This window comes from Bradyrhizobium sp. CCGUVB4N, assembly GCF_024199945.1.
In the GTDB taxonomy this organism is placed as follows: domain Bacteria; phylum Pseudomonadota; class Alphaproteobacteria; order Rhizobiales; family Xanthobacteraceae; genus Bradyrhizobium.
Genome location: NZ_JANADP010000001.1, coordinates 6,746,027 through 6,767,959 on the forward strand (window position 1 = coordinate 6,746,027; position 21,933 = coordinate 6,767,959).

Consider the following 21,933-nt stretch of genomic DNA (forward strand, 5'->3'; position numbering starts at 1 on the left):
GCGGTTCTGTCCAGCCGGTGTGCAAACATGACCCGACTGCATTTCGCCTCCGCGCTCCTGCCCTCGGGCTGGGCCAATGACGTGCAGGTGGTGATCACCGCCGGCGCGATCGCGGAGGTGACGCCGGACGTAGCGCCTGCCGCCGGCGACGAGCGCCACGCCATCGCGATTCCGGGATTGGCGAGCCTGCACAGCCACGCCTTCCAGCGCGGCATGGCAGGGCTTGCCGAACTGCGCGGCAATAGCACCGATACGTTCTGGACCTGGCGCGAAACGATGTACCGCTTTGCGCTGGCAATGACGCCGGACGATGTCGCCGCCGTCGCGACCCTGCTTTATGTCGAGATGCTGGAGCAGGGATTTACCCGCGTCGGCGAATTCCATTATCTACATCACGATCGCGACGGCTCGCACTACGCCGATCCCGCCGAGATGGCCGCACGCATTGCGCAGGCTGCCGAAGCCTCCGGCATCGGGCTGACGCTGCTGCCAAGTTTTTATGCGCATGGCTCCTTCGGCGGCGCCGCGCCGCACGACGGCCAGCGCCGCTTCATCAACTCTGTCGATCAATTCGCGAAGCTGATGGCCGCCTCGCGCAAGGCGATCGCAAACTTGCCGGGCGCCAATATCGGCATCGCACCGCACAGTCTGCGCGCAGTGGCGCCGGACGAGCTCGCGGCGATCATTCCGCTCGCAGAGGGCGGACCTGTGCACATTCATGCCGCCGAGCAGGTGAAGGAGGTCGAGTTTTGCCTGGCCTGGTCGGGACGACGCCCGGTGCAATGGCTGCTGGAGCATGCGCCGGTCGATCGACGCTGGTGCCTCATTCACGCGACCCACATGACGGATGAAGAAGTCGGTGCATTCGCGAAGACCGGCGCAGTGGCGGGTCTCTGCCCTGTCACCGAGGCGAGCCTTGGCGACGGCATCTTTCCAGGGCGGGAATTTCTCGACGCCGGCGGGCTGTTTGGTGTCGGTACCGATTCCAACGTGCTGGTCGGCGCGGCCGACGAGCTGCGTCAGCTTGAATACGGCCAGCGGCTGAAGCACCGCGCGCGCAACGTGCTCTCAGCCGGCGCCGGCCGTTCGACCGGTCGCACGCTGTTCGACGTCGCTCTTGCGGGAGGCGCCCGGGCTCTGGCACAGCCGATTGCAGGCCTCACACCGGGTGCCCGTGCCGACATCGTCACGCTGGACTCTGCACATCCGTCGCTGGCAGGACGCGCGCGCGACCCCGCGATCGACGGCTGGATCTTTGCGGCAGGCAACGGCGCGATCGATTGCGTCTGGGCCGGCGGCAACAAGCTTGTCGAGAGTGGCCGACATCAATTGCGTCAGGCTGCGCGCGGACGCTTCAACGCAGCCGTACGGAGGCTCGTTGCATGAGCCTCGCCACCGACGCGACCGACAAGCCCACGCTCTACAAGCGCATCCGCGCCGACATCGAAAAGCGTATCCTGACCGGCGAATGGCCACCCGGCCACCGCATTCCCTTCGAGCACGAGCTGGTCGCACGCTACGGCTGCTCGCGCATGACGGTGAACAAGGCGCTGTCGGAGCTCGCGCAGGCCGACCTGATCGAGCGCCGGCGCCGCGCCGGCTCGTTCGTCCGCCGGCCGCAGCATCAGTCTGCAGTGCTGAAGATCGCCGACATCCGCGCCGAGATCACGGCGCTCGGCCGCGGCTATGGCTATGAGCTGATCAGCCGCAAGCTTCGCGCGGCGACCGCGGCCGATCGCGAGCGTCTTGGTGTCAAGAAAGCCGGCAAGGTGGTCGCGATCAGCTGCCGCCACAGCGCCGACAACGTGCCGTTTGCGGTCGAGGACCGGCTGATCGATCTCGCGTCCGTGCCAAATGCCGCGTCCGCGGATTTTTCGCGCGAGCCGCCGGGTTCGTGGCTGCTTCATCATGTCCCATGGACAGAGGCCGAGCATACGATCAGCGCCATTGTCGCGGATGACCGCACGGCGGAAGCGCTCGACATCGCCGTCGGAGCACCCTGTCTCGTGATCGACCGCTATACCTGGCGCAGCGCGCGCACCATCACCGCGGTGCGGCTGCTCTATCCCGGTGACTCTCACCGCCTTGTCGCCCGATTCAAGGGAGGCTGAGAGAACGATGTCGGCACAAATCGTGCAACGCTTCGGGCAACGGTCCATTGGGGCCGACAGAGATCAACAGGACGTCAAACCATCGATCGGCAAGAGGACGACAATCATGCGTAGTTCGACAGTTTTTGCGACAATCATTGCTCTCGCAGCCGCCACTCCCGTGCTCGCCGACGACGTCAAGGTCGGCGTCGGCATCTCCGGATGGACGGGCTTCGCGCCGCTGACGCTGGCGAAGGAAGCCGGCATCTTCAAGAAGAACGGCCTCGACGTCACCATCAAGAAGATCCCGCAGAAGGACCGCCATCTCGCGATCGCCTCCGGCGACGTGCAGTGCGCGGCGACCACGGTCGAGACCTGGATCTCCTGGAACGCCAACGGCGTCGCGACCAAGCAGATCTTCCAGCTCGACAAGAGCTTCGGCGCCGACGGCATGGCCGTGCGCAACGACGTCGCCTCGATCAAGGAGCTTAAGGGCAAGACCGTTGCCGCATCCGCGCCAGGCACCTCGCCCTATTTCGCGCTGGCCTGGATGCTGAAGAAGAACGGCCTCACGGTGAAGGACGTCACCGTCGTGAACCTCGAGCCGGCTGCGGCTGCGCAGGCCTTCGTCTCCGGCCAGAACGACGCTGCGATGACCTACGAGCCGTATCTGTCGACCGTGCGCGCCGCGCCGGACAAGGGCAAGATCATCGCCACCACGCTGGACTACCCGATCGTGATGGACACATTCGGCTGCACGCCGAAATTCCTCAGCGAAAACCCGAAGGCAGCGCAGGCACTGGCCGACAGCTATTTCGAATCGCTCGACATGATCGCCAAGGACCAGGCCAAGGCCTATGAGATCATGGGCGCCGACGTGAAGCAGACCGGCGAAGCGTTCGGCAACTCGGCCAAATATCTGCGCTGGCAGGACAAGGCCGCGAACCAGAAGTTCTTCGCGGGCGACTTCCTCGCCTTCAACAAGGATGCCGCCGACCTCCTGCTCGAGATCGGCATCATCAAGTCCGCGCCGAAGGTCGAGGACCTCTACGACGCAAGTTTCATCAAGTAAGCCCCGACACAGCGCTGGTCCTGCCCCGCGGCGGACCAGCGCAAGATCGACCATTCGGATAGACCATCGATGCGTCCCCTGGATTCCGTGACATCGAGGCAGCGCGTGGCCTATGGCCTCGCGTTCTTCGTGCTGTTCGTTGCCCTCTGGTCCTGGGCCACCTTCGGCGGCCATGTGTCAAAAACCTTCCTCGCCAATCCGCTGACCATGCTGCAGGAGGGCTATGACCTTCTGGCCAAGCAGGGATTTCTGTTCGACATCGGCATGACGATCTGGCGCGTCGTCGGCGGCTTTGCCCTGGCCGCGATCATCGCGGTACCGCTTGGCGTGTTGATGGGCGCCTACAAGCCGATCGAAGCCTTCCTCGAACCGTTCGTCTCCTTTGCGCGCTATCTGCCTGCCTCGGCCTTCATTCCGCTCCTGATCCTGTGGGCCGGCATCGGCGAATTGCAGAAACTGCTGGTCATCTTCATCGGCTCGGTATTCCAGGTCATCCTGATGGTCGCCGTGACAGTTGGCGCGACGCGGCGCGATCTGGTGGAGGCCGCCTATACTCTCGGCGCCAGTGACCGCGGCATCATCCGCCGCGTGCTGCTGCCCTCCTCCGCGCCCGAGATCGCGGAGATCCTGCGGCTGGTGCTGGGCTGGGCCTGGACTTACGTCATCGTCGCCGAGCTGATCGGCTCGTCCTCCGGCATCGGCCACATGATCACCGACAGCCAGGCGCTGCTCAATACCGGTCAGATCATCTTCGGCATCATCGTCATCGGGCTGATCGGCCTCCTCTCGGACTTCATGTTCAAGGCATTCAACGCCTGGCTGTTTCCGTGGAGGCTCGCATGACGACCCTCAAGATCGAACAGGTCTCGCGGACTTTCCCCGCGCGCCACGGCAACGCTCCCACGAGAGCGCTGGAGCCGACCGACCTCACCATCGGCAACAACGACTTCGTCACGATCCTTGGGCCCTCCGGCTGCGGCAAGTCCACTCTGCTTCGCATCGTCGCCGGCCTCGATCGCCCGACCGGCGGGCGTGTCACGCTTGACGGGCGCGAGGTCACCGGCCCCGGCGCCGATCGCGGCATGGTGTTCCAGTCCTACACGCTGTTTCCCTGGCTCACCGTGCGCGAGAACATCGCCTTCGGCCTGCGCGAGCGCGGCGTGTCAGAAGCGGAGCGCACCAAGATCGCCGACGCCTTCATCCGCCAGGTCGGCCTGTCCGGCTTCGAGAACCACTGGCCAAAGCAGCTCTCCGGCGGCATGCAGCAGCGCACCGCGATTGCGCGCGCGCTCGCCAATGATCCGAAGATCCTGCTGCTCGACGAACCTTTCGGCGCACTGGACAACCAGACCCGCGCCCTGATGCAGGAAATGCTGCTGGGCATCTGGGAGCGCGACCAGAAGACGGTGCTGTTCGTGACCCACGACATCGAGGAGGCGATCTTCCTCGGCAGCCGCGTCATCGTCATGAGCGCGCGTCCCGGCCGGATCAAGGCCGAGATCAATGTGGACCTGCCGCATCCACGCTCCTACAAGATCAAGACCACGCCGGAATTCGTCCAGCTGAAGGAACGGCTGGTCGAGGAGATCCGCACCGAGGCTCTGAAGGTTGCCGAACATGCCTGACACTCACCCCCGCGCCAATGGCGAGCGCGTCCTCGCCGATCTCAATGCGCTGCGTGCCCTCGGCGCCTACAAGACCGGCGTGCACAAGCCAACATTCTCGGCGCCGCACAAGCAATCGCTGGACTGGCTGGTGCGGAAGCTGCCCGAGGCCGACCTCACCGGCGCGATCGACGGCATCGGCAACATCGTCGGCACCAGCACGAAGTCGGGTCCAAAACTGCTCGCTGGCTCGCATCTGGAAAGCCAGAACTACGCCGGCTGGCTCGATGGCCCGCTCGGCGTCGTCTATGCGCTCGAGGCCGCGCGCGTGCTCAATACCGATCCCTCCGTGAACGGCTCGGTCGAGGTGGCCGCATGGGTTGACGAGGAAGGCCATTTCGGCAGCTTCCTCGGCTCGCGCTCCTATGTCGGGCAGGTGACCGAGGCCGAGATCGACGTCGCGCGCGATCGCACCAATGGACGCGCCATGCGAGATGCGCTCGGCGACATGGGGCTCACTGGACGACCGCGCGTCACGGCCGAGCCCGGACGGCATGTCGGCTATCTCGAGGCGCATATCGAGCAGGGCGACACGCTCGAGAGCGGCAAGCTCGCGATCGGCGTGGTGACCTCCATCGTCGGCATCTGGCAGTACCGCATCAATTTCACCGGCGAGCAGAACCACGCCGGCACCACGCGCATGGCCGTGCGCAAGGACGCCGGCCTCGCGTTGGCCAGATTTTGCGTGGCGATCGACGAGCGTTTCCCGGCAGCGTGCGGCCCCCGTACGGTCTGGACCACCGGCCGCATCACGCTCGATCCGGGCGCGCCGAGCATCATTCCAGGCGGCGCGGAGATGCTGTTCCAGATCCGCGACGACAATCCGGCCGTGATCGCGCGGCTGGAAGAGCTGTTGCGAACCATGGCGGACGAGGCCAACGCCAAAGGCCCGTGTACCGCGACCGTGGAGCGGATCCGCGTGGGCGCGCCCGCCATGATGGATACAGGCTTCCAGGACGCGATAGATGCCGCGAGCAAGGCCCTGGCCGGCGGACGATCGCTGCGCATGCCGAGCGGCGCCGGTCACGATGCACAGATGCTCGCGACGATCATGCCCGCCGGCATGCTGTTCGTGCCCTCGATCGGCGGCATCAGCCATCACTGGACCGAAAACACCGCCGATGCCGACATCGTCACCGGCGCGCAAGTCTTCGTCGACGCCTGCCGACGAATACTGGCACCCTAGAACGACGTACCGCCGCCGAACCTGAACTGCTGGACGATGTCGTATTTACCCTTCGTCAGCGGCACCGCGTAGTCGAAGCGCAGCGGGCCGAACGGCGAGGCCCAGATCAGGCCGACGCCGACCGACGAGCGCACCACACTGCTGTCGTCATATTGCAGTCCGCAGGTCGGACAGGCCTTGGTATTGACTTCACCCGTCGCCGCCCATGACGTCGGCCCCTGATAACCCCAGAGCGAGCCGGCATCAGCGTAGACTGCGCCCTTCAGGCCGACTTCCTTGGGCAGGAACCAGAACGGCATCTGCATTTCCATGGACGCGCCCCAGTACTTCGTACCGCCGAGCGCATCGCCGGTGGCGCCGAAGCTTGCATAGGTGATGTCACGCGGACCGATACCGTTGGGCGCGAAGCCGCGCACGAGGTTCGGGCCCATCTGGAAGTGATCCAGCATCCGCAGATCGTTGTTGCCGATCTTGTTGAGAACACCGCCCTGGAGATGGATCACACTGATAATCTCGGACACCAGCGGCGTGTAGTATTTGGTGTCCAGCGCGGTCTTCAGATAAGTGACGTCGCCGCCCACTCCGGCAAAATCCTGCTTGAAGTCGACGAGCAGGCCGTCGTTCGGGTTCTTGGTGTTGTCGAGTGTGTTGTAGGTGAGCGTGTAACCCACGGCCGACGTCAAGGTCGGGCCGTTCGCCAATTCCTTGCGGATCGGCAGGCTCGATTCGCCGTCAGCATAACAGCCGTAGCCGTAGTATCCCGAGCTCGTCGAGTTGGTGGGATCCACTCCGCCCAACACGTTCTGGATATAGGCCGGCGTCGGGTTGAAGGCCAGCGACGTGTTGGCTGCGTTGTTGTTGCAATTGTTGTAGGCGGTGGGGAGCGTGATGGTCTGCTGATAGAGCGAGTAGCGGAGCTGGAGCGACAGGTCCTCGCGCAGCGCGAAGCCCAGGCGCGGCGAGAAGCCGAGCGTCGTCACCGAGTAGCTGGTATAGCTGTTCGACAAATTCTCGCGCCAGTAGGTGTCAAGTCCGAGTGCGATCCGGTAGTCGAGCAAATAGGGCTCGACAAAGGACAGCGACACGCCGCGGGCATATTGGCCGTAGGTCACCGACGCCTTGGCATAGAGGCCCTTGCCGAACAGGTTGCGCTCGGAGACCGAGACCTCGGCGAGCGCGCCGTCGGTCGTGGAGTAGCCGCCAGAGACCGAGAAATCGCCGGTCGACTTCTCCTCCATGTCAACAATCAGGATCACGCGGTCGCTGGACGAGCCGGGCTCCGTGGTGATCTTGACGGTCTTGAAATAGTCGAGGTTCTTCAACCGGCGCTCGGCGCGGTCGACCAGGGCGCGGTTGTAGGCGTCACCCTCGGAGATGTCGAACTCGCGGCGGATCACGTAGTCTCGCGTGCGGGTATTGCCCCGCAGGCTGATACGCTCGATATAGGTGCGCGGGCCTTCATCGACGTTAAACACCACCGAGACGGTGTGTGATTCGAAATTGCGGTCGCCGCTCGGTCGCACCACGGCAAACGCGTAGCCGCGGCGCGAGGCCTCGATCTGCATCTCCTCGGTAGACTTCTCGACCAGCTCGACATTGTAGAGCGAACCGACATTGACGCGCGAAATGCCGCGCAGCGTACTCGCGTCGAAATTGGCGATGCTGGAGCGGAACTCGACCGCGCCGACACGGTACTGCTGACCTTCCTCGATCTTGAAAGTGACGAGGAAGCCCTTCTTGTCCGGATCATATTCGGTCAGCGCCGCTACGACCTGCGCGTCGGCGAAGCCGTTCTTGAGATAGAATCGGCGGATCAGGTCACGGTCGGCCTCGACACGGTCGGGATCGTAGATGTCACCGCTTGAGAGGAAGCTCAGCAGATTGGTCTCATGGGTCTTGATCACGTCGCGCAGGCGCGCGGCCGAGTAAGCGCTGTTGCCGATGAACTCGATCGATTTGACGCCGGTCTTGGCGCCCTCCTCAACCGTAAAGACGAGATCGACGCGATTGTTCGGCTGCTCGATGATTTCAGGCGTGACGCGCACGTCGTAGCGGCCCGAGCGGCGATAGATCTCGGCGATCCGCAGCGTGTCGGATTGCACCATCGCGCGCGAGAAGGTCCCGCGCGGCTTGGACTGGACCTCCGCCGTGAGCTGCTCGTCCTTGATCTTCTTGTTGCCCTCGAAGGCAACGCGACCGATCACGGCGTTTTCCACCACCGACACGACGATATGGCCGCCCGCCCGGTTGACTTTCACATCCTGAAACAGACCGGTCTCGATCAATGCCTTGAGACCGTCGTCGAGAGCCGCCTGGTCGAACTGCCCGTTGGGGCTGGCCTTGAAGTAGGAGCGAACCGTCTCGGCCTCGACGCGGCGATTACCTTCGACCACGATCGTATCATTGACTTGCGCCGCCGCGACCGGCTGCGGCAACAGCACCGAGGTCAGTGAAGTTGCAATCGACACGCCACCCACGACCGCCGCGACAAGCCAGGCCCGCAAAAACGACATTCCACACCTCAAGAGCACCTGACTTGCTCTGAAACGGGAAAGCTGTGGCCACGGTGTGGCTTTCAGATTGCTGTACTGTTTCTGCGGATTGAGTTTGATTGATCCGCCGAAGCACATAGCGCCCTACGCACGGCGTTTGCGCAAATCGCCAGACATATCAGGCAAAACAAGGCTTGTTTACACGCCGCTGGAGCGATGCGAGAGCCGCGGACATCAGCCAACGCGCATGGGATGTCCGCAATGAAGCCGATCGTCACGACCAGTCTGGCGCTGGTCGCCATCCTCGCCTCGACCGTGGCCACCAACGCCGACACGGTCGGCAGGCGCGACCGCCTGCAGTTGTCGAAAGAGGCCGTCTATGAGTACGGCCCGCACGGCCCTAATCGGACCTATCAATCCGGCTCCCGCACGCGCATCTATGTCAGCAAGCGCTCCTGGCTGGATGGCGGGACCGAGGTTCTCCCCGGCGACCGCAAGTTCAGCGACTACGCCTATCCACCCGGCACGTCATTCGCCAATCAGAATAACAACCGCCCGCTCGACCGGCAGCCGCTCAGCCCGGCTTCGGACCTCGGCGGATTTGCGCAGAGGATCCCGCTCGCCTGGTAACGGGCTTGGGACCATCTCGCACGCCCGTCACATCTTATGCCGCGCCCTTCAACCGATCGGCCATGCGCTCAGCGATGGCGACCGTGGTCAAGTGAGTGTTGGCGCGCGGCACTTCCGGCATGATCGAAGCATCGATCACGCGCAATCCCGTGCATCCGATCACCCGGCATTCGGGATCGACGACCGAACGCGCGTCGCCAATTGCGCCCATTCTGCAGGTGCCGCTGGCGTGCTGCGCGTCGCTGCACTCGGCGAACAGCCAGTCGTCGAGCTCCGCGTCGCCCAGCGGCTCGTCCATGGAGCGTCCACTGGCGCCATAGTCGACGCGATGAGCGATCTCGGCCACCGCAGGCTGCAGGCAGATATCACGCAGGCGACGAACGCCGTCGCGCATCCGCGCGAGATCGCTGGGGTCGGACAGCATGCGCTCCTCGACGTCAGGATCGACCTCGGGATCGGCCGAGACGATGCGGACGTGCCCCTGGCTGAACGCCTGATAGACGGAGACGGCGATGCGCCCCAGCGTGACTTCCACCATCGATTGCGACGAGCGCGCAAGATTACCGGCGATCATGATCATGTCGTTCTCGCCGGCGCCCGCGAGACCGGACGAGTAGCGCAGGCAGCAATTGGTGTGCCGGTGCATCAGCGTGCTGACCTGACTGCCTTCGCGCAGATGCAGCAATGCGTTGACGATCGGATGGTCCAGCAAATTCTCGCCCGCCGGCAAGTCGGCACGGACCGGGATGCCGAGCCTCTCCAGCACGGCGGCGGGCCCGATGCCGGAGCGCTGCAAAATGGCCGGCGAATGGATGGCACCCGCGCAGAGGATGACGTCACGCGTCGCGCGGGGTGTGTAGGATCGGCCGTTCACGCGGACCATGACGCCGTTGGCGTGCAGCCGGTTGCCCTCGAAGGTGATGGTGTCGACCAGCGCCTGACCGACGATGTCGAGATTGGCGCGATCGCGCGCGGGCTCCAGATAGCCGTCGTTGGTGGAGATCCGTAAGCCGCCCTCGCTGTTGATGGCGTAGGGCGAGACGCCGGTGCCCACGGGCGCGTTGTGATCCTCGCACCAGCCATAGCCGAGGCCGAGCGCCGAGGCGCGCAGCGCGCGGTCGACATTGCCCCAATCCGGGATCGGCGCGCGGTACACCGGGATCGGACCGCGATCGCCGTGATAGGACGCATCGGAGAAATTCTTGTCCGTTTCGAGCTTGCAGAAATAGGGCAGAAGCTCGTCCCACGACCAGCCGGTGCAGCCCGCGGCCGCCCAGCGGTCGATGTCGTCAGGAACGGCGCGGATTGCGATCTGGCCATTGATTGTCGAGCTGCCGCCCATGGCGCGGCCACGCCAGAGCAGCAGCGGCTGCTGCCGCTCGGTGCGGCGCGCCAGCAGCTTCGGCCAACGGAAGTCGTCGTCACCGATGGCGCGCATGGGGTTCGGGATGCGAATGTGGTCCGGCGTGGTGGCGGTGCGAAGATCCTGCCCCGCCTCGAGCAGCAGCACACGATGCGACGGATCTTCGCTGAGGCGCGCGGCCAACGTCGCTCCGGCGGAACCTCCGCCGATGATGATCGTATCGTATTCCTGTTCAATCACGTCCTGTGCGCTCCTTCGACAGCCCCATGGGACGCGACGATCATTCCTTCAAACCGGTCCCGGCCACACCACGCACGAAATTTCGTCGCATCAGCGAGAAGAACAGCGCGCTGGGAACAAGGGCGACCGCAGCAGCCGCGCTGAGATGGCCGATATCCACGGTGAAGCCGGTCTGGAACAGGGCCAGCCCGACTTCGAGCGTATACGTATCCTTGTTGGTGGTCACGACGAGCGGCCATGCGAACGCGGTCCAGGCCTGGAAGAATGCCAGCACCCCAAGCGCCCCCAGCGGCCCCCGCATCAGCGGGAGCACGATCCGCAGAAAGATCCACCCCTCGCCTGCCCCATCCACCCGCGCGGCTTCCAGCAGCTCGTCGGGGATCGACGTCGTCACATATTGCCGCACCTGGAAGATGCCGAAACTCATGACGAGATAGCCGACCAGGAGGCCGGGCAGCGTGTTCAACATACCCGCGGCCTGAACATTCAGATAGAGCGGGATCATGTAGACTTCGAAGGGCACGACTGACGTCGCGATGATGACGCCGAAGACGGCCGGAAACCAGGGAAGATCGAACTTGCCGAGCACGTAGCCGGCGATGGCGGAGGTGGCGACGATGCTGGTCGTCGAAATCCCTGCAAAGATCAGTGTATTGCCGATCCAACGCAGCAGCGGCGTTTCGTGCAGCACGCCGAGAATGTTCTCCAGTGTCGGCTGGTTTGGAATGATGGTGGGCGGCCAGGCCAGCAATTCTGGCGGCGTCTTGAACGCGTTGCTGATCAGGAAGACCAGCGGCAGCAGCATCATCAGGCCGACAACGGATAGGACAACGTCGATCGCGAGGCCGGCTGGCGTGTTGCGATCGATATCGCTGGACGGATGGTCTGGATCGCTCACGCCCGGCTCCGATCCCGAAACAACCTGAACTGCGCGCCCGTGAGAATGAGCACGATCACGAGAAGGACGACGGCCTCGGCGGCGGCATAGCCGACCCGGTAATTTCGAAAGCTGTTTTCGAGCATGTCGAGGACGAGCACGCGAACCAGATGCCCCGGCGCACCCTGGACGTCCGAGGCCAGGACGAAGGCTTGCGCATAGATGTTGTACGACGAGATCAGCGTGATCACCGACACGTACAGCATCACCGGCTTCAGCAGAGGGATTGCGACGTAGCGGAACGCCTGGAACGCGGATGCGCCGTCGAGCCGCGCCGCCTCGTAGAGCGCCTCCGGAACGTTTTTCAACCCGACGAGAAAGATCAGTACGGCATAGCCGATCGCCTGCCAGGAGCACAGAACGATCAGGCAGACCACCGACAGGACGGGGTCGAACAGCCAGGACTGCGCCGGGATTCCGAACCATCCGATCAACGCGTTGAGCGGCCCGAGCCGCGCATCAAAAATCCATTTCCAGGCCATCGCCGCCGGCACCAGCGACACGACATGGGGCAGGAAGATCGAGGTTTCGTAGAAGCCGCTGCGCCGGAGCCCCTGCCGGCTGTTGATCAGCGCAGCGAGCGCGAGCCCCACGGGAATCGTGATCACCAGCACGCCGAAGGCGACGATGGTGGTATTGAAGATCGCTTCGATAAACAGCGGATCGCTCATCAGTTCGACGAAGTTGTCGAACCCGACGAACGGCTTGCGCCGCGAGATGATGTTCCACTTGAACAGGCTGAGACGCAATGTCTCAGCGATCGGGTAAACGCGCAGGCAAGCATAGAGGCCGAGAACCGGAAGCAGCGCCAGAACCGGAAACAGCCATTTCGGCTTGGAACGCATGGAGTCTCCCGGAGTGGCCGCCGGCTAGCGCTGCAAATGTGTCGACGCGACCATCGATTGCGAGCTCACTTGGCCAGCAGATCTTCCCGGGCGAGGATCTTGTCACTCTCCTCAGCAGCAGATTTCAGGAAAGCGTCGACGGCGGCATCATTTCCTGCCAGCGATTTGTCGGTGAAGGCCTTCTCGAGCCGGGCCGCGAGCCGGGTGAGAATTTCACTCGCCGGACTGATCGCCGGCACCGTGAAGAAGACGTGGTCGGCGGGGGTATTCACGAACGCGCCGAGCTGGGGAATCTTGCTGATGACCGCGGAGTAGTCGAGCCCCTTGCGATTGGGCACCCACGCCGTGTTCTCGACCAGCCACAGCAAATTCTCCGGCTCGTTCGCCTTCTGAACGAAGTCCCAGGCGATCTGGCTCTTCGGCCCCTTGTTGGGGACGTAGAGATCCACCGGGACCATCAGCGTGCCCTTCGGCAATGGCGCCGTCGCGTATTTGAGGTTGGGCGCCTTCTTGGCAACGTCGCCGATCACCCAGGACTCCCGGATGAACATCGCGGTCTGGCCGAGCTCGAAGGCTTCGGCGTCCGCCTTCATCTCGGGCAACACCGTCCGATAGGTCACGACGTTGTCGAGGTACTGCTTGAGCGCGTTGCGGCCGGCTTCGTTGGCATAGGCGGCGCGCCACTTGCCGCCCTTCTCCTCCAACAGCGTGCCGCCGTGATTATAGAGGATGGTCCAATATTTCTCCGCGATGCCGGAGCCACCACCGCTGAGACGCAGGCTCCAGCCGCTGACGGTCGGCGTGCCGGATGCGTCGCGTTGGACGAGCTTCTGCGCATAGGCCGTGTATTCCGCCATCGTCTTGGGAGGCGAATTGAGACCGGCCTTGGCAAACATGTCGGTGTTGTAGAACAGCGCGCCCTGCCCCTGGAACAGCGGCACACCGTAAATCTTGCCGTCATACGTGGCGGTCTTCACCCGCGTCATGTCGTAATTGGCTTTGACGAAACCCACGATCGCGGCCGGCGGCTCCGGGATGAGGCCCGCCTCCAGATATCGCGCAGCCTCGACCTCCATCTCGATGACGTCTCCGGCGGAGCCGGATGGAAGCGAGAGCGCCAGCCGCTTCTCATGTTCACGCAAGGCGATGGCCTCGACGCTGATGTCGAGATCGGGATACTTCGCCTTCAGCTGGTCTCCGACGCGCTTGTAGAACGGGGCGAGGTCGGGCCAGCCGCTCCAGATGGTCAGCTTCTCCGCCGACGCAGGCAAAGCCAGCATCGGGAGGGCGGCAGCCACCGCCAGCAACCGGGCCGCCGACAGCCAGAAGGATTTCGCAATGAAGGCCATGTCCCCGCTCCCAGAACTCTAAAATTCCGATCAAAGGCTGTCATGCAACCGGTTGCGTGTCAATTGCGATCCGTTGCCGCTTTCCAAGGCTGTTGACCAAATCGTCAGCGGTTTTTTCGTTTCGCAGGCGCCGGACCGGTGCTCGCGCGAACGACGAGATGAGAGTTCAGCTTGTGGCGGATCTCGCCTGATGCGCCACCATTCATCTGGCTGAGCAGGAGGCCAACCGCGACATCGCCGGCATCGGCGCAACGCGCCGACACCGTGGTGAGTTGCGGGTACGTGGTTTCGCCGAGAACATCATCGCAACCGACCACGCTGAACGATTTGGGCACGTCGACATCGAGGGCCGCAAGCCCGGCCAGCAGCCCCTGGGCTACAAGGTCGTCAAACGCGATGGCCGCGGTCACTCCGCTGGCGACGATCGGGGCAGCGGCCAATCGGCCGGTGTCGTAGGATGGCGGGCGAGCCGGAATGGCGATCACCTTGAGCCCGCGCTTCGCCGCCTCTTTTCGGACCGCATTGCGCCGCTGCTGATTGGACCATGACGTCGTGGGGCCGCTGACATAGGCGATGTGCCGGTGCCCAAGCTCGGCGAGATGCGCGATCGCGGCCGCAACACCAGGCGCGGTATCGATCAGGACCCGCGTGATTCCGTCGATGTCGCGATTGATGAGCACCAGCGGCCGGCGCGCGGCATAGATGCGGATTTGCGTCTCGTCCAGACGGGAGGAGGCGAGCACAAGCCCCTCCACCTGGCCGATGAACCGCCCGAGCAGCAATTCCTCACGCGCGGGATCCTCGTCCGAATTGCCCAGAAAGACGCAAAGTCCCGCCCTGTCGGCATGAAGCTGCGCGGCTCTGATCAGCGGCGGAAAGAACGGGTTCGCAACGTCTGAGACGATGAGTGCGACATTGCCGTGCCGCCCGGTCGACAATGCGCGCGCAACCTGGTTGGGCACATATCCCAGTTTGTCGGCGACCGCCTTGACGCGCCGGACGGTCTCCTCGCTCAGCATTCCGGGGCGCGTGAAGGCGCGCGAGACGGTCGCACGAGAGACCCCGGAGATCTTTGCGACCTGACTGATGGTCGGCGCAATCTCCGAGCGCCGCTCCCTGCCGTCGGAATCGCGTTTCACCGGTGGCGTCTCCTGTGCGGGATCTCGACATTACACATGCCTTGATCGCCGCCGGGGCGCAAGCTTGACATGCAACCGATTGCATAACATTCTTGCCCTTGTAGGTTGATCTGCGGCCGGACAAGACACGAGTAGATATGATGGCTTCGGTCGCGCCAGGGATCGCGATATCAGAGACGCGGGATGCGATGGGCCGGGCTGCGGCCCTGGACATCGCCGTCGCGCTGCGCGATCGCCTCGCGCGGCAAGATCGCGTGAGGATGGTATTCGCCGCCGCGCCGAGCCAGGCGGAGATGCTGGACGCGCTGGTCGCAGAGCGCGATATCGATTGGCGACGCGTCATCGCCTTCCACATGGACGAATATCTCGGGCTTCCCGCGCACGCGCCCGAGCGCTTCGGCGTGTGGCTCACCCGCCATTTCTTCTCGCGCGTCCCTCTGGGCGCCGTCCATTTGATCGGACAAGAACCGGATCCGGACCGCGAAGCGGCGCGTTATGCGGCCCTTCTCAGCGATGCCCCGATCGATATCGTGTGCCTCGGCATCGGAGTCAATGGGCATCTGGCGTTCAACGATCCGCCCGTCGCGGATCTGCACGACATCAAGCAGGTCAAGATCGTCGAGCTCGACGCGATCTGCCGTCAGCAGCAGGTCGACGACAAGTGTTTTGCGACACTGGGCGACGTGCCGACGCACGCGATCACCCTGACGGTTCCCCGGTTGCTGGACGCGGATCAGCTTTTCTGCGTGGTGCCCGGCGCGGCGAAGCGAGCGGCCGTCGAGCAATCCCTGTACGGCCCGATCGGCGCGGCCTGTCCGGCGAGCGCATTGCGTACGCATCCGCGATGCATGCTGTATCTCGATCGGGATTCCGCACCGCCACGGCTCCAAGCCACGGCACGCGCATGAGCGATCAGGAGACACAAATCTCGGGCCGCGATCCGGAGACTGGTCAGCCTCATACGATCACCATTTCCGATGGCTGCATCTCCGACATCGCGCCCGGCGGTGCTGATGACGAGCACTGGTTGTCGCTCGGACTGTTCGATCTGCAATTGAACGGTTTTGGCGGCCATGACCTCAATGGCGGCACCGATCCACAGACGGTCCGCGATCTCGCCCTCGCCGTCCATGGCAGCGGCGTATCGCGTTTTGCGCCGACGCTGATCACGGCATCACGTGCTGCGCTCATCGATGCGTTGCGGGCGATCGCAGAGGCGCGCGACAGTGACCTGCTGGTCAGGCACGCGATCCCCTTCGTCCATGTCGAAGGGCCCCATATTGCGCCCGAGGACGGTCCTCGCGGCGCGCACCCGGCCGAACACGTCAGACCACCGGATCTCGATGAGTTCGACGCCTGGCAAGCGGCCTGCGGCAACCTCGTCGGCCTGGTGACCTTGTCACCGCACTGGCCGAAGACGGCCGACTACGTGCGAGGCCTTCGCGCTCGCGGAGCCCATGTTGCGCTCGGCCATACCAACGCCACGACGGATCAGATCTCTGCAGCGGTCGAGGCCGGTGCCATGTTGTCGACGCACCTCGGCAATGGCATCGCGGCCCAGCTACCGCGGCATCCCAACCCGATCTGGACGCAGCTCGCGGAAGATCGGCTCTGGGCGAGCTTCATCGCCGACGGCCACCACCTTCCGCCCGAGACTTTCAAGGCCATGCTGCGGGCAAAGGGCCTCGGGCGATCCATGCTGGTTTCGGACGCCGTCGCGCTCGCCGGCTGTCCACCCGCGATCTACGACATGCCCGTCGGCGGGCGCGTCGAACTGAAGGCGAATGGCCGGCTGGAAGTCGTGGGCACGCCGTTTCTGGCGGGCGCAGCGGCCAGCCTGCCGTTCGGGATCGCGACGGCGAAACGCATGACCGGATTGACGCTGGCCGAGGCATTGAGGCTGGCAACGATCAATCCCCGCGCGCCATTCCAGCTTCCGGCTCTCACAGTCGGCTCGCCCGCCGATCTGCTTCGATTTCGTCTCGGCGATGATGGCTCCATCATTCCCGAGACCACCTATGTTGCCGGCCAGCCCTTTCCGGCCAAGCCTTGAGGAATTGAGATGAGCCAACTTCGCATCGGGTTGGTCGGTCCGGGCGCGATCGGCGAAACGCACGCGCGTGCGATCAGGGCGCTCGACGCAACCGTGTTGGCTGCTGTCGCCGGCGGCACGCCCGAGCAGATCGCCGCGTGCATCGATGGCCAACCCGTTCCGACATTTGCAACCACCGAAGCCATGCTGGCCGGCTCAGAGATCGACGCCGTCGTCATCTGCACGCCGAGTGGCGCGCATCATGACGCAGCCCTCGCCGCCATCAGGTCGGGGCGGCATGTGCTTGTCGAGAAGCCGCTTTGCGTCGATCCAGCCGAGGCTGCATCCCTGGTCCGCGCGGCCGAGAGCTCGCAGCTGACATGCGGCGTGGTCTCGCAGCGCCGCCTCGAGCCACAGCACCAGGCGATCAAGACGCTGCTCGAGGCAGGCCACCTCGGGCAACCGCGCCTGATCGAAGCGGCGATCCACTGGTATCGATCCGACGCATATTATGCCGAGAAGCCATGGCGCGCCGAAGCCGATCACGGCGGCGGCTCGCTCTTCAATCAGGGCGTCCACAATCTGGATCTGATGCTTTGGCTGTTCGGACCGGTTGCGAGCGTTCAAGGCAAGACGGCGACGCTCGGACATTCACACGCGATCGAAGATACGACGGCGGCGCTGCTGTCCTTCGCCTCCGGCACGCTCGGCGTGATCGTGACGAGCACGGCACTGCCACCGGGACGGCCGGCCATGCTCCGCCTGTTCACTGATCGCGGCAGTTGCGAGCTCGCGCACGACAGCATCGTTCGCTGGGATTTTCCCGGTGTCTCACAGCCGGCGAGCGCGACGGGACCGGGAAGTGCCGCCAACGACCCAAAGGCGATCGGCATCGAGGGGCATATCGCGCAATGGCGCGACTTCGTCGGGGCGGTCCGGGAACGACGAGCACCCGCCACGCCGTTCCGGGATGGATTCGAGGCTACGCGCGTGGTCACCGCCATCTATCGCTCGGCCGCGGAAGGCCGGGCCGTCACCCCGAACGACATCTCGCCACTGGTATAGCTCGATGGCCGATAGCGCCCCCATGCTCGACATCGCCATCATTGGCGCCGCTCATCCACACGTCGAATACGTGCTCTCGGAGATCGCTGTCAGGACCGACGTTAGGATCGCGGCAGTCGCCGATCACGACCCGGTGCGTCTCGTCGAGCTCGAACGGCGCACGCAGGCGCGCGGCTACACCGACCCGATCGCGCTTTTGGACGCGCATAAGGTCCAGGCCGTCGCGGTCTTCACCGAATTCGGCCTCCGAGCTCCGATCGTCGCCGAACTGCTGCGCCGGAATGTTTTTGCGATCGTCGACAAGCCTATGGCGGTGACGCTTCCCCAGCTCGCCCTGATCGAGGACACCCTCGCAGGCCGCAACCTGCTGACACTTCTGCTCGAGAAGCGCTTCTATCCTGTGACGCTCGCGCTTCGTTCGGTGCTCGACAGCGGCGAACTGGGAGACATCGTCTCGATCAGCTCGACCGGACCCCACAAGCTCGTACCAAGCCGGCGTCCCGCATGGATGTTCGAGCCGTCGACCTATGGCGGCATTCTCGCCGACCTGACGGTCCACGACATCGATCTGGCGCTTTGGCTGACGGGCTGCACCAGCGGCACGATCAGCGGCTGGGTCTCGCCTACCCCCGCTGCCGGCACAACGAGCTTCCCTGCCCTGGGACGCGCCATCCTCGCCTGCGACAACGGCCCGCAATTCTCGATCGAAGTGGACTGGATTCAGCCCGAAGCTTCTCCCCGTCACGGCGACTATGCCATGCGGATCTCGGGGACACGCGGGCGCGCGGACGTTCTCTTCGCCGAGAACCGCCTGCTCGTCGAAACCGCGACACGAGCGAGACGTGAGGTCGAACTTCCCCCGGGCGGCTCGCCTGCCGGCTTCGCCTTCGATCATCTCGCGCGCGGCGAAGCCTTGCAAATTTCGGCAACGGACGCCCTGCGCGCCACGCGCATCGCGATCCTCGCCGAGGAAAGCGCGAAGCAAGGCGGCAAACCGATACGCTGGGGCTGAGAGGCGATGCTCGACGTTACGGCAGATTGTCCCGCAGAAAAATGTCGATGCGGATGCGCTCCTGGTCGGGGCTGATCGGCTCGCCGGAGCAATGCGCAAGCAGGACGCGCGCCGCGGACCGCGCCTCGTGGCCGGGATCCTGGTTGATGATGGCATCGAGCGTGCCGCGAACCAGGAAGCGCCGCGTGTATTGCGTCAGCTCATGGGTGATCCAGACCACCTCGCGCGCGCGACCGGAGGCCTCGAGCGCATCCGCGATGCCGCGGTTTCCGGCGCCGCAGCAATAGATGCCGCGCAGATCGGAATGACGTGCGAGCAGCGCGGCGGTGAGCTCCCGCGTGCGCTCGCTGTCGTCGCGCCCCTCGATGACTGGTAACGCACGCAGGTTCGGATATTCGCTGGACAGGATCTGGTGGAAGCCGAACTGCCGCTCGGTGTGATCGCGCAGCGACAGCGATCCCGCGATCACGGCGACCGTCCCCTCGCCCCCGGCCAGGAAACGTCCCATCAGCGTCGACGCAGTCCGTCCCGCGGCCGGGTTGTCGATACCGACATAATGCAGGCGGCGCGAGCTCGGCGCGTCCGACACTAGGGTGACCACGACAACCCCGCGCGCGGTGAGTTCGTCGATCGCGGCGCGCACCCGGGGATGGTCGAGCGCGATGACGGCGACGCCCTGATAGGCCGGCGACAGGTTTTCCAGCGCACCGGCCAACACATCCGGATCGAACACGTCGACATGGAGGATATCGATGAATCCGCGCTGGCCGGCGATCCAGTCCGCGGTGCGCTGGACCTGCTCGGTCAGGTTGGTCATGAAGCTGTTGCTGCCGGACGGCAGCACGAAGGCGAAGCGAAAACTCTGCCCACGTGCGAGCCGCGCGGCCGCCACGTCCGCGCGGTAGCCGAGCTTGGCGACCGCAGCCTCGACGCGCGCGACGGTCTTGGCGCGCACGCCCTCGCGCCGGTTGACGACGCGATCGACAGTAGCGAGCGAAACGCCCGCCGCACGCGCGACGTCTTCCAGCGTGGCACGAACGGCCGGCTGCGTCGCGCCAGCTGTCATTCGCGCGCCGCCCACAACATGCCGCGGGTCATCAAGGTCCGGATCTCCGGGACGTCGAGCTCGTAGGCACGATGGCCGAGTGAGGAATAGAACACCCTGCCCGCGCCGTAGCGCTTCTTCCAGACCACGGGCATCACCACCCCATCGATCCAGGATGCGTGCTCGCCGGTAAAGGTCGTCGTCGCCAACACCTCAATGGCGGGGTCGATATGCATATAATATTGCTCGGACCGATGCTCGAAGTCTTTCAAGCCTTTCATGATGGGGTCGTCAGGCTTGGTCACGTCGACCTTGTAATCGATGATGTTGCCGGGATGCGCAACCCACTGCCCACCACACAGAAACTGGTAGTCCACAGAATCGCGGAACGCATCGCACATGCCACCATGATGGCCGGCGAGCCCGACGCCCCCACGCACCGCTGCACAGAGATTGAGCGCGTCCGCCTTCTCGATCTTCGACATGGTGTAGATCGGGATGATCAAGGAGAGATCATGGATTTTGGGATCGCCGAACGCCTCCGTCGTGGTTTCGATCCGGACCTCGAAGCCTTCCGCCTTCAGCCAGCCGCGGATCATCGAGGCACAGAGATCGGGATCGTGTCCCGGCCAGCCACCCCATACAATCATTGCCTTGCGCATGGTCATTTCCTCAGTCGATCTGTCCGGTTTCACGTCCGGCCGGCAGCATCGCCGGCCGCTCGACGCGGTTCTCGATCTTGACGCGCCGCCCTTCGTCGGCGGAGGTCTGGAACGCCTCCATCACCTCCAGTACATGGAAGGCGAGCGCGCCGCTGGCGCGGTGCGGCCGGTTGTTCAGGATCGCGGAAGCCATGTCGGCGACGCCGATGGAACGGAACTCGCCTTCGACATGACCGTGTGTCAGCGGCACCGTCTCAAATTCGCCGCCGGTCTTGGCGACCTGCACCTCACCCCCGAAGCGGTTCGGGTCCGGCACCAGCATGCTGCCTTTGTCGCCATAGATCTCGATCGGCGCGTGCCGATGCTTTGGCACATCAAAACTCATTGCGATCGAGACGACCGCCCCGCTCTCGAATTCCAGCGTGCCCGCGACGTGGGTCGACACCTCGACCGGGATCAAGGTACCGTTCATCGGCTGGCTGGTGACCAGGCGCTCGGATCTCGGGCGCGCGGTCGAGCCCATCACGCTGGCGACCGGACCGAGCAGCTGCACGAGATCGGTGATGTAGTACGGACCCATGTCGAGCATTGGTCCGCCGCCGCGCAGATAATAGAATCCCGGCGCCGGATGCCAACGCTCGTGGCCAGGGCAACCGAAGAAGGCGCTGCCTGCCACTGGCGTGCCGATCGCGCCGTCGTCGATCAGCTTGCGTGCGGTCTGGTGGCCGCCGCCGAGGAACGTGTCGGGCGCGCAGCCGACGCGCAAACTCTTCTGCGCTGCAAGATCCATCACCTTGCGGGCTTCCGCGACGTTGATGCCGAGCGGCTTCTCGGAGTGAACGTGCTTGCCGGCGTTCAGCACCGCGAGGCTGACGTCGGTGTGGGCGAGCGGCACCGTGAGATTGATGACGATCTCGATATCGTCGCGCTTGAGCAGCTGATCGACCCGCATCGCCGGCAGTCCGAACGCGGCGCCCTGCCGCTCCGCGACATCGCTACGCATGTCGGCCAATGCCCTCACCTCCATGACCGGGAAGCGCTGCGCCGCCTTGATGTAAGCGGTGCTGATGACACCGCAGCCGATGATTCCGACGCCGACTTTTCTCATTT

General features: G+C 64.5%; 20 protein-coding genes. 11 read left to right on the forward strand and 9 right to left on the reverse strand.

Annotated elements, in window-relative coordinates:
- The first annotated feature begins 27 nt into the window (after positions 1 to 27).
- The 6 genes from NLM31_RS31305 (at position 28) to NLM31_RS31330 (ending at position 6,012) form a co-directional block, all read left to right on the forward strand.
- Positions 28 to 1,386 carry a formimidoylglutamate deiminase gene (locus NLM31_RS31305; RefSeq protein WP_254194808.1) on the forward strand — a complete coding sequence of 453 codons (1,359 nt, stop codon included), beginning with the start codon at positions 28 to 30 and terminating at the stop codon, positions 1,384 to 1,386.
- A complete protein-coding gene (gene hutC, locus NLM31_RS31310) occupies positions 1,383 to 2,111 on the forward strand; it encodes a histidine utilization repressor (RefSeq protein WP_254194809.1) in 729 nt (242 codons plus the stop codon). Before NLM31_RS31305 ends, hutC begins: the two co-directional genes overlap by 4 nt.
- A gap of 106 nt (positions 2,112 to 2,217) precedes the next feature.
- Positions 2,218 to 3,162: an ABC transporter substrate-binding protein gene (locus tag NLM31_RS31315; RefSeq protein WP_254194810.1), complete on the forward strand. Its 945-nt coding sequence runs from the start codon at positions 2,218 to 2,220 to the stop codon at positions 3,160 to 3,162.
- A gap of 69 nt (positions 3,163 to 3,231) precedes the next feature.
- Entirely contained in the window at positions 3,232 to 4,005 is a 774-nt protein-coding gene (locus NLM31_RS31320; protein WP_254132995.1) for an ABC transporter permease, read from the forward strand.
- Positions 4,002 to 4,787, forward strand: a complete 786-nt coding sequence (locus NLM31_RS31325) for an ABC transporter ATP-binding protein (RefSeq protein ID WP_254194811.1) — start codon at positions 4,002 to 4,004, stop codon at positions 4,785 to 4,787. The genes NLM31_RS31320 and NLM31_RS31325 overlap by 4 nt, the downstream gene beginning before the upstream one ends.
- Positions 4,780 to 6,012: a Zn-dependent hydrolase gene (locus NLM31_RS31330; protein ID WP_254194812.1), complete on the forward strand. Its 1,233-nt coding sequence runs from the start codon at positions 4,780 to 4,782 to the stop codon at positions 6,010 to 6,012. Before NLM31_RS31325 ends, NLM31_RS31330 begins: the two co-directional genes overlap by 8 nt.
- Here the strand turns inward: NLM31_RS31330 and bamA are convergent.
- Complete coding sequence (gene bamA, locus NLM31_RS31335) at positions 6,009 to 8,525, reverse strand: outer membrane protein assembly factor BamA (RefSeq protein WP_254194813.1); 2,517 nt, start codon at positions 8,523 to 8,525, stop codon at positions 6,009 to 6,011. The genes NLM31_RS31330 and bamA overlap by 4 nt on opposite strands.
- Positions 8,526 to 8,765: 240 nt before the next feature.
- Here bamA and NLM31_RS31340 point away from each other — a divergent pair, with 240 nt between their 5' ends.
- Positions 8,766 to 9,134 carry a hypothetical protein gene (locus NLM31_RS31340; RefSeq protein WP_254194814.1) on the forward strand — a complete coding sequence of 123 codons (369 nt, stop codon included), beginning with the start codon at positions 8,766 to 8,768 and terminating at the stop codon, positions 9,132 to 9,134.
- 34 nt (positions 9,135 to 9,168) lie between these two features.
- On the opposite strand, the gene NLM31_RS31345 is transcribed toward NLM31_RS31340, so the two are convergent.
- The 5 genes from NLM31_RS31345 to NLM31_RS31365 form a co-directional block, all read right to left on the reverse strand.
- The gene (locus NLM31_RS31345; protein ID WP_254194815.1) at positions 9,169 to 10,737 is read right to left on the reverse strand and encodes a GMC family oxidoreductase; all 1,569 of its coding nucleotides are present in this window, start codon (positions 10,735 to 10,737) and stop codon (positions 9,169 to 9,171) included.
- 40 nt (positions 10,738 to 10,777) lie between these two features.
- Positions 10,778 to 11,635: a carbohydrate ABC transporter permease gene (locus tag NLM31_RS31350; protein ID WP_254194816.1), complete on the reverse strand. Its 858-nt coding sequence runs from the start codon at positions 11,633 to 11,635 to the stop codon at positions 10,778 to 10,780.
- The gene (locus NLM31_RS31355) at positions 11,632 to 12,519 is read right to left on the reverse strand and encodes a carbohydrate ABC transporter permease (RefSeq protein WP_254194817.1); all 888 of its coding nucleotides are present in this window, start codon (positions 12,517 to 12,519) and stop codon (positions 11,632 to 11,634) included. Before NLM31_RS31355 ends, NLM31_RS31350 begins: the two co-directional genes overlap by 4 nt.
- Before the next feature lie 65 nt (positions 12,520 to 12,584).
- Positions 12,585 to 13,868 (reverse strand): extracellular solute-binding protein, encoded by a 1,284-nt coding sequence (locus NLM31_RS31360; protein ID WP_254194818.1) that lies wholly within the window; start codon positions 13,866 to 13,868, stop codon positions 12,585 to 12,587.
- A 104-nt stretch (positions 13,869 to 13,972) separates the two neighbouring features.
- Positions 13,973 to 15,007, reverse strand: a complete 1,035-nt coding sequence (locus NLM31_RS31365; RefSeq protein ID WP_254194819.1) for a substrate-binding domain-containing protein — start codon at positions 15,005 to 15,007, stop codon at positions 13,973 to 13,975.
- Between the two features lie 137 nt (positions 15,008 to 15,144).
- Here NLM31_RS31365 and NLM31_RS31370 point away from each other — a divergent pair, with 137 nt between their 5' ends.
- From NLM31_RS31370 to NLM31_RS31385, 4 genes are read left to right on the forward strand one after another with little or no spacing between them, the layout of a single operon-like run.
- Positions 15,145 to 15,915: a glucosamine-6-phosphate deaminase gene (locus NLM31_RS31370; protein ID WP_254194820.1), complete on the forward strand. Its 771-nt coding sequence runs from the start codon at positions 15,145 to 15,147 to the stop codon at positions 15,913 to 15,915.
- Complete coding sequence (locus NLM31_RS31375; protein WP_254194821.1) at positions 15,912 to 17,060, forward strand: N-acetylglucosamine-6-phosphate deacetylase; 1,149 nt, start codon at positions 15,912 to 15,914, stop codon at positions 17,058 to 17,060. Before NLM31_RS31370 ends, NLM31_RS31375 begins: the two co-directional genes overlap by 4 nt.
- Positions 17,061 to 17,069: 9 nt before the next feature.
- Complete coding sequence (locus tag NLM31_RS31380) at positions 17,070 to 18,104, forward strand: Gfo/Idh/MocA family protein (RefSeq protein ID WP_254194822.1); 1,035 nt, start codon at positions 17,070 to 17,072, stop codon at positions 18,102 to 18,104.
- Between the two features lie 22 nt (positions 18,105 to 18,126).
- Complete coding sequence (locus NLM31_RS31385; protein ID WP_254194823.1) at positions 18,127 to 19,116, forward strand: Gfo/Idh/MocA family protein; 990 nt, start codon at positions 18,127 to 18,129, stop codon at positions 19,114 to 19,116.
- Positions 19,117 to 19,132: 16 nt separating this feature from the next.
- On the opposite strand, the gene NLM31_RS31390 is transcribed toward NLM31_RS31385, so the two are convergent.
- From NLM31_RS31390 to NLM31_RS31400, 3 genes are read right to left on the reverse strand one after another with little or no spacing between them, the layout of a single operon-like run.
- Complete coding sequence (locus tag NLM31_RS31390) at positions 19,133 to 20,182, reverse strand: LacI family DNA-binding transcriptional regulator (RefSeq protein ID WP_254194824.1); 1,050 nt, start codon at positions 20,180 to 20,182, stop codon at positions 19,133 to 19,135.
- A complete protein-coding gene (locus tag NLM31_RS31395) occupies positions 20,179 to 20,823 on the reverse strand; it encodes a ThuA domain-containing protein (RefSeq protein ID WP_254194825.1) in 645 nt (214 codons plus the stop codon). Before NLM31_RS31395 ends, NLM31_RS31390 begins: the two co-directional genes overlap by 4 nt.
- A 10-nt stretch (positions 20,824 to 20,833) precedes the next feature.
- Positions 20,834 to 21,931, reverse strand: coding sequence for a Gfo/Idh/MocA family protein (locus NLM31_RS31400; RefSeq protein WP_254133011.1), 1,098 nt, complete (start codon positions 21,929 to 21,931; stop codon positions 20,834 to 20,836).
- Between the last annotated feature and the right edge of the window lie 2 nt (positions 21,932 to 21,933).

Coding starts and splice junctions, on each gene's coding strand:
- NLM31_RS31305 (WP_254194808.1), top strand. CDS start 28: ATGACCCGACTGCATTTCGCCTCCGCGCTCCTGCCCTCGGGCTGGGCC.
- hutC (WP_254194809.1), top strand. CDS start 1,383: ATGAGCCTCGCCACCGACGCGACCGACAAGCCCACGCTCTACAAGCGC.
- NLM31_RS31315 (WP_254194810.1), top strand. CDS start 2,218: ATGCGTAGTTCGACAGTTTTTGCGACAATCATTGCTCTCGCAGCCGCC.
- NLM31_RS31320 (WP_254132995.1), top strand. CDS start 3,232: ATGCGTCCCCTGGATTCCGTGACATCGAGGCAGCGCGTGGCCTATGGC.
- NLM31_RS31325 (WP_254194811.1), top strand. CDS start 4,002: ATGACGACCCTCAAGATCGAACAGGTCTCGCGGACTTTCCCCGCGCGC.
- NLM31_RS31330 (WP_254194812.1), top strand. CDS start 4,780: ATGCCTGACACTCACCCCCGCGCCAATGGCGAGCGCGTCCTCGCCGAT.
- bamA (WP_254194813.1), bottom strand. CDS start 8,525: ATGTCGTTTTTGCGGGCCTGGCTTGTCGCGGCGGTCGTGGGTGGCGTG.
- NLM31_RS31340 (WP_254194814.1), top strand. CDS start 8,766: ATGAAGCCGATCGTCACGACCAGTCTGGCGCTGGTCGCCATCCTCGCC.
- NLM31_RS31355 (WP_254194817.1), bottom strand. CDS start 12,519: ATGCGTTCCAAGCCGAAATGGCTGTTTCCGGTTCTGGCGCTGCTTCCG.
- NLM31_RS31360 (WP_254194818.1), bottom strand. CDS start 13,868: ATGGCCTTCATTGCGAAATCCTTCTGGCTGTCGGCGGCCCGGTTGCTG.
- NLM31_RS31370 (WP_254194820.1), top strand. CDS start 15,145: ATGATGGCTTCGGTCGCGCCAGGGATCGCGATATCAGAGACGCGGGAT.
- NLM31_RS31375 (WP_254194821.1), top strand. CDS start 15,912: ATGAGCGATCAGGAGACACAAATCTCGGGCCGCGATCCGGAGACTGGT.
- NLM31_RS31380 (WP_254194822.1), top strand. CDS start 17,070: ATGAGCCAACTTCGCATCGGGTTGGTCGGTCCGGGCGCGATCGGCGAA.
- NLM31_RS31385 (WP_254194823.1), top strand. CDS start 18,127: ATGCTCGACATCGCCATCATTGGCGCCGCTCATCCACACGTCGAATAC.
- NLM31_RS31390 (WP_254194824.1), bottom strand. CDS start 20,182: ATGACAGCTGGCGCGACGCAGCCGGCCGTTCGTGCCACGCTGGAAGAC.
- NLM31_RS31395 (WP_254194825.1), bottom strand. CDS start 20,823: ATGCGCAAGGCAATGATTGTATGGGGTGGCTGGCCGGGACACGATCCC.
- NLM31_RS31400 (WP_254133011.1), bottom strand. CDS start 21,931: ATGAGAAAAGTCGGCGTCGGAATCATCGGCTGCGGTGTCATCAGCACC.